Source organism: Streptomyces sp. NPDC052225 (assembly GCF_040679615.1).
GTDB lineage: Bacteria > Actinomycetota > Actinomycetes > Streptomycetales > Streptomycetaceae > Streptomyces.
This window is the reverse complement of the sequence record NZ_JBFAVD010000007.1, coordinates 66220-79982: the sequence shown is the minus strand read 5'-3', so window position 1 is coordinate 79982 and position 13763 is coordinate 66220. Positions and strand designations below refer to the sequence as shown.

The following is a 13763-nucleotide window of genomic DNA, read 5'->3' as shown; positions in this document are numbered from 1 at the left end:
CGCCGCCCGTGATGTAGTGGTGATTCCCAAGCGAGGACCACCACTACGGTGCAGCCGAAAGCTACGAGTCGAGGACCTTGGCGATGGCCAGCGCGATGCGCTCGATCCAGTTGATCGCGTCGGTCACGTCGGCTTCGCTGATCGGGCGGCGGCGCTTGAGCTCGCCGTCCTCCAGATCCGCCTCGTGGGCGATCTTGTTGCGACGGTTCGTGATCTGAAGAAGCTGGCGCTTGACGGCCTTGGCATCCATCGCCGTACGGCCGCGGTTCCATTCGTTGAGCTGGACGGCGGCCTTGCCCCAGACATCCTGCTCCGTGACGAGCTTCAGGGCCTCGGTGATCTTGTAGGGGTTCTGGAGGGACGCGGAGGCCCACTTGCTGCGGACGTGTTCGGCGACGGCGTCAGCAAGTGTGAGATCACCGCGCCTGACTTCCTCGACGCGCCCCAACGGCAGCTCGAACCTGGTGAGTTGATGAGGCATTGCCGGGCTGTCATCCGCGGCCAGCTCGGTGACCCTGGCGTACAGCTCCTCGTGGAACCAGTGATCGATGGCACTGACGGCCTGGACCCAGGCGGCGCGGTAGAAGTCGCCGATGTCGATGACAGGTGACTGGAAGTGGTCGAGGGCCTCGCCCGCCTTGACCATCTTGCGGGCGTATTCGAGGTTCGTGGCGAACGCCCGGAACTGCCGCGTCTGGGGCTGGGGAATGGTCACCTGGTACCCCCGTACCGTCGCACTCTTGCAACTTGTTGAATCAACTGGTTCTTGCCAAGGAACAATTCAAGATTCGTTGTGCGGGGAGGGGCGAGTCAAGGCGATAGGTCAGGTAGTGGCTTGATCACGTTGGTGGCGCCCCGCCTGAGCGGGACGCCACCGGGAGAGAGGGCTTTCAGCTCTCGCTGAGTTCGCTGGCTTCGTCGATCGTCACTTCGCCCCCGAGGGCTTCGGCGATCGCCGCGAACTCGCTCAGTGCAGCCTGGAGATCCTCGACGATCTCCTGGGCGATCACCTCGGGCGGGAGAAGGCTGTCGGCGTCGTCGAGCGCCGGGTCCTTCATCCACGTGATGTCGAGGTTCACCTTGTCGCGGGCGATCAACTCGTCGTAGGTGAACGGCTTGAACCGTTCGGTCTCTACGCGCTCGGAACGCGGCTTGTCGGGGGCGTATGCCTCCACGAACTCGTCCAGGTCGGCGCGGCGCAGCGCCTTCGTCTTGAGGGTGAAGTGCTTGCCCGTGCGGAAGTCGTAGACCCAGGTCTTGGTGGTGTGCGGCTTGCCGTCGGCGCGCGGGGTCTTCTTGTCGAAGAAGAGGACGTTGGCCTTGACGCCGCCCGCGTAGAAGATGCCGGTGGGCAGGCGCAGGATCGTGTGCAGGTCGAACTCGTGGAGCAGACGGCGCCGGATCTTCTCGCCTGCGCCGCCCTCGAAGAGGACGTTGTCGGGGAGGACGACTGCGGCGCGGCCGTCGATCGCGGTCAGCGACATGATGTGCTGGACGAAGTTGAGCTGCTTGTTCGTGGTGGTGGCGCGGAAGTCGTCACGGTCGTAGGAGATGTCCTCCTTCTCGGCCTTGCCGTCTGTGCCGATGACGGTGATCGCCGACTTCTTGCCGAAGGGTGGGTTGGCGAGAACCAGGGTGGCGTGACGCTTCGGCTTCTTGGCGAGGGCGTCCTTGCCACCTTCGATGAGGCTGGGCCCGTCGCTGGTTCCGATGCCGTGGAGGAGCAGATTCATCGCGGCGAGGCGGGCGGTGCCGGTCACCAACTCGGTGCCGAAGATATTGTCCTTGCCGAGCGAGAGGCGCTGTTCGCGAGTGAGGTTCTTGGTGTGGTGCTCGCGGATGTAGGTCTGGGCGGCGATGAGGAATCCGCCGGTTCCGCAGGCGGGGTCCGTAATCGTGTCATCCGGTGTCGGCCGGGTGCACTCGACCATGGCGTCGATCAGAGCGCGCGGGGTGAAGTACTGGCCGGCGCCGGTCTTGGTGTCCTCGGCGCCCTTGGCGAGGAGCCCTTCGTAGGCATCGCCCTTGAGGTCGGTTCCGGCGAGGGTCCAGTCCTGCTTTCCAATCAGATCGATGACGAGCTTTTCGAGGAGAGCGGGCTCGGTGATGCGGTTCTGGGCCTTGGCAAAGATTGTGCCGAGGGTGGTCCCAGGGTTTTCGGCGAGCTTGCCCAGGATCTCGCGGTAGTGGGCTTCAAGAGCCACCCCCTTCTTGGAGACGAGTGACTGCCAGTCGTAGCCCTCTGGGACGATCTCCGCCAAGTCGCTTTCTGCGAACGGATCGTTGATGATCTCGTCCACCATTTTGAGGAAGAGCAGATACGAGAGCTGCTCAACGTACTCAATGGTCGAGAGGCCGTTGTCCCGGAGAACGTTGCAGTAGTTCCATAGCTTAGCTACTAGAGTGTTGGTCTGGGCGGCAGCCTGTGGGGACTTGCTGGCGGACGCGGCGGTGTCGGTCTCAGCGGGGATGTGCGGGGCGCTCACAGCTCGAACTCCTGTTGAACGGCGGTCTGGGAGACGGGGGTTGAGGAGGCGGCCGGGGGTGGGACACCGTCGGAGGTGGCTACGTTCTTGTGCCGCTTGGATGCTGGCGCGGGGCGGGTGCGCCTCTGTTTCGCCTGTGTGGCGCGTTCAATCTTGATACGAGTGAGGAGTTCAGACGAAGGTTCGTCGCCGGAGTCTTGGGGGACGAGCTTGCCAGTGAAGGCATACCGGAGTACCGAAGCTCTCAAAGACCTAGCACGGGTGATTGAATTTACGAGCTGAGGTGCTAGGCGGTCAATTCGATCGAACTCTTCGTGCACCTCGGTCACCACTTTTTGCTGAACATCAAGCGGCGGAACTGGGATCAATGTATTTTCGATAGTCGTTTGATCGATTTTCGGCATTGATCCAGCCAGTCCTTTGGCTGACGATCGGAAGTAGGTCCTAGTGGTTTTACTCTGTAGGGCGAGGGCGGTAAATGCAGGAAGGAGATGCGAGTTAACTCGCACTCTAATTAGGAGGTCAGGGTAGATGGCCCATTCTCTTGGTCCATTGTAGAGCGCTGATGTGCCGACAAGTTCTGGCGTGTTGGATCGTTGGATCAGGATGTCTCCAGGCTCCAGCCAAAGGTTGGCGATTCGGTTCGGGATTGCCGAGGTGATTTTGGTGTTCTCGTTAGTGAACTTGGACATTGTTACTGCTGTGAGAGTGAGGGTGCGGATTCCCGAGGTGTCGGTGGTGGCCCGAGCCGAGTGGCCGTTTCGGAGAGGTTCGCGAAGTAGGTCGCCGAGTGCCAGGGAGGGGTACCCGCTGCACCGGTCGAGAGCCGTCTGGAGTGAAGAATCTTTCAGACGTTTTAGGCGCTTTGTTGAGGCTGATACAAGTTCTGAACCGGCGTCCAGGCGGGAGAGATGATCTTCGAGGGCTTCGACGATGCGGTGTTGCTCTGAGAGAGGTGGGACTGGTAGGCGGTGTCCACGCACTACCGCTCCACTGACAGCTGAGAATGTGCTGCCAGTCGCTCTTGAGGCAAGCTGATACGCAGTTCCCCTGATCGCGTGCAGCAAGAATTTCTGTGAAATCCCTTCGCGGGCGCGAATCGCAGCCAGTCCCCTACCGATTGCGCATTGGTAAGGGGCGATATTCGTGGGGCCGACAGGAGCTCGAACGGAAAGGAGGATATCTCCAGGTTCGGCAATCTTGGAGGCTGCTGTGGTCCACTTTCGGACCGCTGGGTACAGTTCTCCAAATTCAGCCTTACCCTGAAAAAAGGGAAGCCCAGACCCATTAGTGTTGTAGGTTGTTCCCGGTGGGGACTGTCCGAGAGTGACGTCCGCGATCTCGTCTAGGCGAGCCATAGACCATGAATTTGGGATTCTTTTCTCGTTCAAGCCAGTTCTCGATTCAACTCATTCAAAAGTTCCAGCGCGCTCTCGCGCCCGTCAAACGCCGCCATGAAACCGCGACCGCCACCCCGCTGCACGAACGGCTCGCCGGACAGTTCCTTCGGCTCTATGCCGATCTCGCTCGCAACCACGTCGCGGATGCACTCCAGCCACCATCGCTGCTCGTCCGAGAAGTGCACGCCCGCCTGTTCCTGGCGGAGTAGCCAACCCGCGAAGCGCTCCTCCACCGTGCTTCGGTAGGGCTTCAACTCGTCGTCGACGCCTAGTTCGTAGCGGATTAGGGCGATCAGGTCCTCCGGGCCAGCGTCCTTGTTCGGGGTTTCCGCTGCCCGCTGCACGTCTTCGTAGGACGACCACAGTTCCTGCGGTGTGAGGCGGTTCTTCCGGAGCATGCCGGAGAGTTCCTTCATCGCGGCCCGCGCCTCCGTCGGCGACACTGTACGGTGGCTGCCCAACGCGATGTTGATCGCGGCGATCTTGTCGCGGTCCTCCTCGAGTAGCTTGCTCCACTTGGAGATTCGCTCAAGGGCCCGCTTCTCTCGCGGAACTTCTTCGATCTCCGTGACAGCGACGGCTGTCGTCTCGTCGTAGAGCAAGTCCTTGTCGCGACGGATCGTGATGATCTGCTCGCGCAGCAGCGGGTTTTCCGTCAGCGGAGCGATTGCCTGCTCGATCAGCCTGCGCGCGGCCCCGGAGCCCTGCTCGTCCGTGACTCGCTCCTGACGGTCGGGGTCGGCCGCATCGACGAGCTTCCGGGCGATCTCGGAAAGCGTGGAGCCGCCCGCTGCGTCAGTCAGCAACTCTCTTTCCTCGTCGTTGAGTTGACGGTTCAGGCGTGCCAGCCGCCCCGCCAGGATCTCGGCCTCGCCCGCGCTGATCGACTTCGTCCCCGCCTTGTCGAGCAGCTTCGCCAGAGACACCTGGCGATCGCCGGCCGGGACCATCGGACGGGCGTCGACCAGCGGCGACTTCGTGACGCCGACCGCGTCGATAATGATGAACCGATCCTTGCGTACGTTCTCGTCGGCGTCCGGGGTGACCTCGCGGAGTTCCGTCTGGTCGATGGTGCGGGCGCCGCGGCCCTTCATCTGCTCGAAAAGGACCGCGCTGCGCACCGACCGAAGGAAGATCACGCATTCCAGGGCGCGGACATCCGTACCCGTCGCGATCATGTCGACCGTGACGGCGATGCGTAGAGACGGCGAGTTGCGCAGGTCGTTGATCAGGTCGTCGGGGTTCTCGCCGTTCTGGCGGCTCTTGTACGTGATCTTCTTGGCGAAGGCGTCCCCGCGGCCGAAGACCTCCTTTGACAGGCGCAAGACGTCCTCCGCGTGATCTTCCCCAACAGCGAAGATCAGTGTCTTGGGGAGGTCCTTGCGTCCGGGGAACCAGCGCTGCCAGTTGTTCTTGTACGTCTGAAGTACTGCGCGGATCTCGTCGACCGCGATCACCGAGCGGCCAATCTGCTGCGTCGAATACGTGAAGTCGTCCGGGAGTTCCTCGTAGCGCTGAGCCCGCGTCTTGCGGTCCTTGATGCGCACCGTCGTGCCGGACTCGATGGTCGCGGCGCCCTTCTCCCGGATGTCGGTGTTGAGACGCACGATGTCGAAGATAACGTTCACATCGTCCGCCACCGCCTGCTCGTACGTGTACTCCGAGACCAGGTTCTGGCCGAAGAAGCCGAGTGTCTGCGCTGTCGGGGTTGCGGTCAGGCCCACCAAGTGCGCGTCGAAGTACTCCAGCACGCCCCGCCACAGCCCATAGATGGAGCGGTGGCACTCGTCGACGACGATCAGATCGAAAGACTCCGGTGAGACGTCCGAGCGGTAGCCGATCTCGATGGGCTCGTCCGCCGCGTAGCTCTCCTCGTCATAGGCGGTCGCGTCTGCCTGCTCGTCGAGGGAGTCGTCGTCCGAGAGCTGTTCACCGCTCAGGAGCGAGTACATCTTCTGGATCGTGGAGATCACCACGGACGACGCGTCCTGGAGGCCCGCCGCGCCGAGTCGGTCCACGTTGTAGAGATCGGAGAACTTCCGGCCGTCGTCCGGCGTCGTGTAGTTGCGGAACTCGGAGAGCGCCTGCTTGCCAAGGTTGTTCCGGTCGACGAGGAACAACACCCGCTTGGCGCCCGCGTGCTTGAGAAGCCGGTACGTCTCCGTGACCGCCGTGAACGTCTTGCCCGCACCGGTGGCCATCTGGATCAGCGCGCGGGGCTGATCCCTCGCCAGGGAGTCCTCAAGGCCCGAGATCGCGTCCACCTGCGCGAGGCGCAGGCCGTGCGATTCCAGGATCGGCATCTTGCGCAGACCTGCCCGGAAGGTGGGCGCCGCCGGGTTCTCTTCGGCTCTCTTCATCCAGGCCTCGACGGTCTCGGGCTTGTGGAAGGAGAAGACCTCGCGTGAACGGGCGTCCGGGTCAAGGCGGTTGATGAACCAGGTCTCCGTGCCCGTAGTGGCGTAGCGGAAGGCGAAGGGCTCGTCCGCACGCCAGACCGCGAGGCTGTGTTCCTTGAGGACGCCTGATGCGTAGCGGTCGTTCTGGGCGAGCGCTCCACTGAGGTGGTCGCCTTCGCGCTTGGCCTCGATGACACCGGCGATCTTGCCGTCGACGTACAGGACGTAGTCGGCCCTGCCTGTGGCCAGGGTGAACTCGCGAACCGCCACACCGGTGCCCGCGCCTGGGTTGAGTTCGTCGCGGTCCTGGATGATCCACCCGGCGGCGCGCAGCATCGAGTCGATCTTCTCGCGTGCCTGCACCTCGTTGAGAGGCGCCGGGCGTTGCGCGCGGTGGATGATGGCGTCGCGGGCCGCGACGTTGACTCGGCGTGGGTTGGTGCGCTCGGTGTCGTACTGCGTTCGCTGAGCTGCACGCAGCGTTTCGATCTCGGCCAGCAACTGCTGGTTCCGCGCGGCGAATTCGGCCTTCGCGGTCTCCGCGGACCGCATCATCGACTCGGCCTCGGCGCGGGCCTGCTGTTCCGCGGCGAGCTGGCTCGTACTCTCGCTCAGGCGGACGCGGGACTGGGTCAGGGCCTCCCGGTGACCCTTGAGTGCTTCCTGGAGCTGTGCCAGCTCTGCCGGGTCTGCGACCTGAGGTACCGAGGGTGGTACGAATGCTGCGACGGTCCGCTTCCCGGAGATGGTGCGGTGGAAGAAGACGCCGAGTTCGTAACAGGTGCGGATGGCGTTGAGCGCCTTGGTGGTGTCGAAGAGATGAGCGTGCGCCGCCTGGTTCCGGTCCTTGCGGAGCTGGTCGAAAGCGTTCCGGACCGCAGGGGTGAGGGCGCCGATGCGGGTCAGGGCGTTGAGGCGGTCGATCTGGCGGTCGCCCTCGACACGTGTGGCGGTTCTGGTGACCAGCTCCTCAGCGAGGACCTCGCCGAACTGGCCGGCCTGGACCTGGGCGGCGTTCGGGTTGGTGAAGACCGTCAGTTCCGCTTGCGCTCCGTACAGAGCCAGTAGCGGTTGGTACTGGTACAGCACCCCGAAGTTCGGAGATCTCTTCGCCAGATCGCTGAGCTGCCTGTCCACTGCACCCTCTCGCTTCCTCGCCGCCACTTGCCCAAAACACCAGCTTACGCAAGGGGTGGGTGCGGCGGGCGAGATCGGCAGGAGCGGGCTGCGCATCCCCCTCACAAGGCGTGACCTCTGCAGCGAGTGCCCTGTTATGCACACAGCGTCAATCCGGGAGGGGCTGATGAGAGCGCTCTACGAGTTCGAGATCGAACCCGAAGTGCGGGGGTGGCTGGAGGGCCTTTCGGACTCCGACTTCAAGCGTGTCGATGAGGTTGCGGGGCTGCTCGCGGAGTTCGGGCCAGAACTGCCGGGGCCATGGGCGGATCACCTGGAGGGGCCCGTCAGAGAATTGCGGCTTCGGTTCAGGGACATCGCACCGCGGATCACCTACTGGATCACACCCTGTGGAACCGTCGTGTTGCTGACCGTCTTCCGCAAGACTCGCCAGCACGAGCACGCGCAGATTGAGAGGGCCGTCCGGGCCCAGAAGATCTGTGAGAACGAGCATCATGGTCCTACGACCCAGACCTTTGAGAGGAACGTGTGATGGCCGGATCCCAGCACGCACGGTGGATTCCGTCGGGGCCTGACACGGACGATCCCGAGCGGCTCGCTATCCGGGAAGCCATGGCGTTCGGGAAGGCGCTATACGACCGGCGTACGGATTTGGGGCTGAGTACAGCTGAGCTTGCGGAGCGTCTGAGCGTGACGGAGGACGAGGTCGCCTGTATGGAAGAGGGCGGGACTCAACCCACGCTCGATCTGTTGCGGCGTTTGGCGGGCGCGTTGGAGGCCGATGTCCGGCTCACCTCGGGGCATGAACTGGGATCACTCCTTTTTGAGGCGCATGTGGCGTGAGCCGAATAATCGGCGGCGGTGCGGTTCCTGGCGTCGATAGCGTGACCCCATGTCCGACCCGCACCGCACCGACGCCGCCTTCCTCGACCGTGTCGCCGACGCCCTCGCCGCCCTCCCCGGCGCCCACGCCGTCTCTCTGGGAGGATCCCGTGCCCAGGGCACGCACGGCCCCGACAGCGACTGGGACACTGCGGTCTACTACCGGGGCGGCGAAGAGCTGTTCACCGCGCAGGCCGTACGCGAGATCGGGTGGGAAGGGGAGGCCTCCGAGATCGGGGGGTGGGGTGGCGGGGTGTTCAACGGTGGGGGATGGTTCACCGTCGAGGGGCGGCGCGTCGATGTGCACTACCGCGATCTCGACGTCGTGGAGCGGGAGTTGGCGGAAGCCGGGGCCGGGCGGTTCCGGATCGAGCCGTTGATGTTTCACCTCGCCGGGATCCCGTCCTACCTCGTCGTCGCCGAGCTCGCCGTCAATCGCGTGCTGCGCGGCACCGCACCCGAGCCCGACGGGTATCCCGTCGCCCTGCGCGAGGCCGCGCCCGGCGAGTGGTGGGGGCGGGCCGAGGCGACGCTGGCGTATGCGCGGGGCGGGTTCGCGGTGAAGGGGGCGCGGACGGAGGTGCTCGGGGCCGTCGCCGTCGCCACCCTGTCCGCCGCGCATGCCGTGCTCGCCGCCCGGGGCGAGTGGGTGACCAACGAGAAGCGGCTTGTGGAGCGGGCCGGGCTGCGGGGCGTCGACGGGCTCGTGGCGGACCCGGGGATCGGGCTCGGCGAACTCGTCGACCAGGCACGGGAGTTGATGGCCAAGGCCGTCGAGGGCGCCCGTCAGGGGGTCTGAAGCGGGTACGAGCGGGCGTCCCGCCAGGGCGTCCCTCGGCCGTCCGACACGATCAGGTGGACCTCGGTGACCTCCGCGTGCAGCGGGAGGTGCGGGGTGAAGTCCGATGGCGGGATCTCGTCCGTGCCCGCGCCGCTCGCCAGCGTCAGATGCGGGTCGAGACCCTCGTCGCCGAAGACGCCGCGGTACGGGACCGCCCGCGGCCAGCGTTCGCGCAGAGCCTTCGTGAGGGCGCGGAACGGGTCCGCGGGGGTGGGGGACAGGTAGAGGACGCCCGGCCAGCGGTGCAGCTCCCGGAAGGTCAGCGGGATGGACGGGGCCGAGGCGAACAGAGCGCGCAGGGCCCGGTCCGTGTCGGGCGTGAACTCGTGCAGCGGGACGAAGGGGTAGAGGAGCGTCACGTGGGCGCGCGTTCCCGTGCGGACCAACGCGTCCGCCTCGGGGATGTGGATCGTCAGGGCCGTGTCGCCGGGGGCGTCCGGCCAGCCGGATTCAGTGGACTCAGTGGGCACGGTCAAGTGTCACATCGCTGTCGTCACATTGCGGAAATACGGGCGTTCCCTCCCCTCCATGAACTCTGGTTACGGTGGAGGAACCGCGACCCGTTCAGGTCTGGCCGATGTCGTCCGGCACCATCGCGTACGACAGGAGCTCGCTCGTGCCCCGTCCCCGTTCCCTCCCGCCCTGGCTCGGACACGCGCTGCGCGCCCAGCGCGCCCCCGTCCCCTGGCCCGCCGTCGTGCGGGGCGCGCTCGCCGCAGGGCCCCTGCTGCTTGTCGCCGTGCTCGCCGGGCGGCCCTCCAGCGGGGTGCTGCTCGCCCTCGGCGCCATGCTCGCCGGGGTCAACGACCGGCCGGGGACCCGGCTCGCCGCCCTGACCCGCCTCGGCGCGCCCGCTCTCGCCGGCGGCGTGGGGATGGCGGCGGGAAGCGCGCTGCACGGCGGGGCCGTGCTCGTCGTCGCCGTGTTCGCCGGGCTCGGGCTCGTGGGCGGGGCGTTCAGCGCGGTCGGGCCCGTCGCGTCCGCCTGCGGTACGCAGCTTCTGGTGACCGTCGCCATCGGCGCCGGGATGCCGCTGCCGGAGGCCGGATGGCAGCGGGGCGTCCTCTTCGTGGGCGGTGCCGCGTGGCTCATCGTGCTGCGGGTCGCGCTGCCCTCGCCGGCCCGGCGTACGCGTGGGCTCGGTTACCTGTACGACGGTGAACGCGTCGCCGTCGCCGCCGTGTACGACGCCGTGGCCCGGCTCATCGACGCCGCGGGCCGCACCGACGCCCGCCCCCGCCGCGCCGCTCTGACCGCCGCCCTCGACCAGGCCCAGGACGCCCTGCGAGGCCCCCTGCGCGGGGACGGTGCCGCGGCCCGCAGGCTGCAAGCCCTGTACGCCGCCGCGCTGCCCCTCGCCGAGGCCGCCACCGCGCTGGCCTGGGCCGGAAAGCCCGTCCCCGCGCGGGCCGCCGAGGGGCCGCGGCTGCTCGCCGCCGCCGTGCGGACCGGAGCGCCGGTGGGGTCGCTGCCCGCGCCCGCCCGGTGCGACGCGGGGCTGCGCGCGCTCGACGAGGCCCTGCTGCGCGCCGCCGAGGTCTTCGACGGGGGCTGCGCGCCCGCCCCGCCGCGGTCGGGGAGCTCCGCGAAGAGCGCGCTGCGCAAGGCAGTCGGGCCCGCCGGGCGTGAGTACGGGGCCCGCGTCGGACTCTCCTTCGGCGCCAGCGCCGCCGTGGCCCAGGCCCTGCACCCCGTGCACTGGTACTGGCTGCCCGCCACCGCCGTCTTCCTGGTCAAGCCCGATCTCGGGCCGCTCGCCTCGCGCGTCCTGTGCCGGGCGGCGGGGACCGTCGCGGGCGCCGCCGCCTTCGCGGCGCTGTCCTGCCTGCTCGCACCCGACGGGCTGATCGTGCTGGTCGCCCTGTGCGGCGCCCTGATCCCCGTGTCCACCCGGCACTTCGCCGCGCAGACCGCCGTGATCACCGTGCTCGTGCTGTCCCTCGTCATGGTCGGCGGGGAGCCGCAGGCGTCCGTCAGCCGGATCACGGAGACGCTGCTCGCCTGCGCCATCGTGCTGGTCGCCGGGCATCTGCCCTGGCCGGGCGCGCACGGCGGAGGCGGCGTACGGGTACGGCTCGCCGTCGCACGCGAGGCCGCCCACGCCTACGTACGGCATGTGCTGAGCGAGGACACCGGGAGCGACGCCCGGGCCCGGCGGTGGGCGCTGCGGCGCGAGGCGTACCGGACGCTGGCCCAGGCGCGGGCCGCCGTGGACCTCGCCGCCGCCGAACTCCCCGTCGTCGCCCGGCACTCGGTCGGCGCGCGGCATGTCACCGTCGTCCTGGAACGGCTCGTGGACACGACCACCGCGTGCGCCGTCCAGGTCGACGACACCGGGCGGGTACCGGAGCAGCACGCCGAGCGGATCGGCGTGCTGCTCGCGGAACTCGCCGCTTAGAACAGCCGTTACGGCCGGGGCAGTTCACACCCCGGCGCCGACAGGTCGATCTTGTTGCCGATCCCGACGCACGGCACGATCCCGTACGTCTGCTGCGCGTAGTTGATGCCCTCGCGGACGGTGACCGTGCCGTTCTCGTCGACCTCGCACGGGTTGTTGTCCGTGCACCGCTCGCCGCTCTCGTTCCCGGTGTTGTTGACCGCGACGACCTTGCCGGTCGTCCGGTCGACGACCGGGGAGCCGGAGGTGCCGCCGATCGTGTCGCAGGCCGAGGTGTAGCGGACCGAGTCCTTCCAGGTCCAGTCGCCCTCCTTGAGGCGGTACGCGAAACCGTCGATCGAGCAGGTGTAGATCCGCTTCCAGTAGCCGGAGACCACGCTGATCGCGGTGCCCTGGACCGGGTGGGCGGCCGAGAGCTCCAGGGCCTTGATGCCGTACGCGCTCTCGATCTGCGCGTACGTGCTGGTCAGTTCGTACAGCGAGACGTCCGTGTCGGTCATCGTGCCGTACGCCACCTTGCTCGCCCGCAGCGTCGCGACCTTGCTGCCCGCCGAGTTGAGCAGGCTGAACGTACGCGTCGACGGCTGGTCGACCACGACCTCGCCGGGGCCCGGGAAGCCGGACTCCAGGCAGTGGCCGTTGGACATGACCAGGGCCGGGTCGGTGGACTGCGAGTTGGGGACGCGGACGACCGATCCCGAGCAGTTGCTGAGCGCGACCGTTCCGGCGAAGTTCACCGCCTTGACCTTGGTGCCGGCAGTGGCTTTGACAGTTGCTGATGGTGCGTCAAGAGCGGTGGCCGGTGCGGCCGTTGCTCCTATGAGGACGACGCCGAGGAGCGCGCCGACGAGAGACTTCTTCATGTGGGGGGCCTCTCTCACGTTTCTCATGCTGCCTGTTTGGCATGAGCATTGTGATGCTGTACGGCTCAGCGGACAACAGGGCGCACTGAGCGAACGGAGAGAGGTTCCGGGGAAGTGGCTGAATCAGGGCCCCAGTTCGATCCACACCGGCGCGTGGTCCGAGCCCGCTGCGTCCCGCCGCTCGGCCGGGTCGTCGCCGATCGACGGGACCGGACGCAGCTGTGCCGTCGCCTCGTGCGGGATACCGGTCCCGGCCCGCCGGACGCGGCCGACCAGCTCGTGCGTGACGAAGACGTGGTCGATCAGCTCGCGGCGGCCCGCGTACACGCGCGAGTAGCGCTGGTCCTCCGGGATGAGCGGGGCCACGTTCCACAGCCGCTTCGCGTCCCCCTTGTCCGGGCGGTCGAAGCCCGGCGTGCCGATCTCCGAACCGGGCGGGCCCTGCACCATCTGGGTGGTCGCGGCGTGCGGCTCGTCGTTGAAGTCGCCGAGGACGACGACCCGTTCGCGCCGGCCGTCCTCGCCGATGAGGGTGTCGGCGACGGCCCGCACCCCCGCCGCCTCCGCCGCGCGGCGCTGGAGTGCGTAGGCCGCGTACCGGGCCCGCTCGCCCTCGTCGCGCGGGACGAACCGGCCGCCCGGGTAGCTGAGCAGCTTCGACTTGAGATGGCAGACGGCGGCGGTCAGCCAGGTCACCCGGGTCGCGAAGTTCACCGCGAGCACGCCCCGGCCGGCCCGTTCCGTCGTACGGCCACTGTCGTCGACCTGCGCCGGGCGCACGGCGTCCGGGAACGCGGGCGTGTCCTCGACGACGCGTACGACGATGTCGCTGAGGAAGCCCACCCGGATGCCCCGCTCGTCGGGGAACTCCGAGAGCCGCACGTGGTACCGCCCGTCCAGCATCCCCACCAGGTCCTCGAGCGCCGCCGGGTCGCCGACCTCCTGGAGGCCGAGCAGCGTGGGGTGCAACCGGTCGATGGTGGCGGCCAGAGCGGCGAGCTTCGCCTCGTACGTGGCCTTGTCGCGGGGGCCGTAGGGACTGCCGGGGCGGTAGAGGTTCTCCAGGTTCCAGGTGCCGACGAGCATGGTGCGCTCCGTCCTCGGGCCGGCCCGGGCGGGCCGGGGGCGCCAGAGTGCCAGTGGCTTCGCCCGGGGGACAGGGGACGGGGTGGATGCACGGTGCGGGTCCCCGTGCCGGCGGACGCGCGGATCCGCCGAGGGGCGTACGCGGCGTCGCCCGGGCCGGGCCCGACTCCGAAAGACGGCCCCGAAAGACGACTCCGAAAGACGACTCCGAGAGGCGGCCCCGGGAGACGGCCGCGAAGAATCTTCGGCCGTAGCGATGAGTTCCGCTGCC

11 protein-coding genes and 1 pseudogene are annotated in these 13763 nt (G+C 67.4%); 4 read left to right on the top strand and 8 right to left on the bottom strand.

Features of this window, described 5'->3' with window-relative positions:
* Positions 1-61: 61 nt before the first annotated feature.
* The 5 genes and pseudogenes from AB0L37_RS13095 to AB0L37_RS13075 all read right to left on the bottom strand — a co-directional run bounded on the left by AB0L37_RS13095 (position 62) and on the right by AB0L37_RS13075 (position 7422).
* Positions 62-715: a hypothetical protein gene (locus tag AB0L37_RS13095; RefSeq protein WP_365503774.1), complete on the bottom strand. Its 654-nt coding sequence runs from the start codon at positions 713-715 to the stop codon at positions 62-64.
* 175 nt (positions 716-890) lie between these two features.
* On the bottom strand, positions 891-2471 hold the full coding sequence (locus AB0L37_RS13090; protein ID WP_365504225.1) for a class I SAM-dependent DNA methyltransferase: 1581 nt from the start codon (positions 2469-2471) through the stop codon (positions 891-893).
* Between the two features lie 11 nt (positions 2472-2482).
* Complete coding sequence (locus AB0L37_RS13085) at positions 2483-3178, bottom strand: restriction endonuclease subunit S (RefSeq protein ID WP_365504223.1); 696 nt, start codon at positions 3176-3178, stop codon at positions 2483-2485.
* 225 nt (positions 3179-3403) lie between these two features.
* Positions 3404-3844, bottom strand: a pseudogene (locus AB0L37_RS13080) (restriction endonuclease subunit S); the annotation flags it as partial.
* Positions 3845-3873: 29 nt separating this feature from the next.
* Positions 3874-7422: a DEAD/DEAH box helicase family protein gene (locus AB0L37_RS13075; RefSeq protein ID WP_365503772.1), complete on the bottom strand. Its 3549-nt coding sequence runs from the start codon at positions 7420-7422 to the stop codon at positions 3874-3876.
* A 166-nt stretch (positions 7423-7588) separates the two neighbouring features.
* Between AB0L37_RS13075 and AB0L37_RS13070 the strand changes: the two genes are divergently transcribed.
* Genes AB0L37_RS13070 through AB0L37_RS13060 form a run of 3 tightly spaced genes read left to right on the top strand, consistent with a single transcriptional unit; the run spans position 7589 to position 9103 of the window.
* On the top strand, positions 7589-7954 hold the full coding sequence (locus AB0L37_RS13070) for a type II toxin-antitoxin system RelE/ParE family toxin (protein WP_365503770.1): 366 nt from the start codon (positions 7589-7591) through the stop codon (positions 7952-7954).
* Positions 7954-8265: a helix-turn-helix transcriptional regulator gene (locus AB0L37_RS13065; protein ID WP_365503768.1), complete on the top strand. Its 312-nt coding sequence runs from the start codon at positions 7954-7956 to the stop codon at positions 8263-8265. Before AB0L37_RS13070 ends, AB0L37_RS13065 begins: the two co-directional genes overlap by 1 nt.
* 49 nt (positions 8266-8314) lie before the next feature.
* Complete coding sequence (locus tag AB0L37_RS13060) at positions 8315-9103, top strand: nucleotidyltransferase domain-containing protein (RefSeq protein ID WP_365503766.1); 789 nt, start codon at positions 8315-8317, stop codon at positions 9101-9103.
* Here the strand turns inward: AB0L37_RS13060 and AB0L37_RS13055 are convergent.
* Positions 9091-9615: a 2'-5' RNA ligase family protein gene (locus tag AB0L37_RS13055; RefSeq protein WP_365504221.1), complete on the bottom strand. Its 525-nt coding sequence runs from the start codon at positions 9613-9615 to the stop codon at positions 9091-9093. The genes AB0L37_RS13060 and AB0L37_RS13055 overlap by 13 nt on opposite strands.
* A 146-nt stretch (positions 9616-9761) precedes the next feature.
* Between AB0L37_RS13055 and AB0L37_RS13050 the strand changes: the two genes are divergently transcribed.
* The gene (locus tag AB0L37_RS13050) at positions 9762-11543 is read left to right on the top strand and encodes an FUSC family protein (protein WP_365503764.1); all 1782 of its coding nucleotides are present in this window, start codon (positions 9762-9764) and stop codon (positions 11541-11543) included.
* 8 nt (positions 11544-11551) lie between these two features.
* Here the strand turns inward: AB0L37_RS13050 and AB0L37_RS13045 are convergent, their stop codons facing one another.
* Together AB0L37_RS13045 and AB0L37_RS13040 are read right to left on the bottom strand one after the other, a co-directional pair.
* Positions 11552-12406, bottom strand: a complete 855-nt coding sequence (locus AB0L37_RS13045) for a serine protease (RefSeq protein ID WP_365503762.1) — start codon at positions 12404-12406, stop codon at positions 11552-11554.
* Between the two features lie 123 nt (positions 12407-12529).
* A complete protein-coding gene (locus AB0L37_RS13040; protein WP_365503760.1) occupies positions 12530-13492 on the bottom strand; it encodes an endonuclease/exonuclease/phosphatase family protein in 963 nt (320 codons plus the stop codon).
* Positions 13493-13763 lie beyond the last annotated feature (271 nt).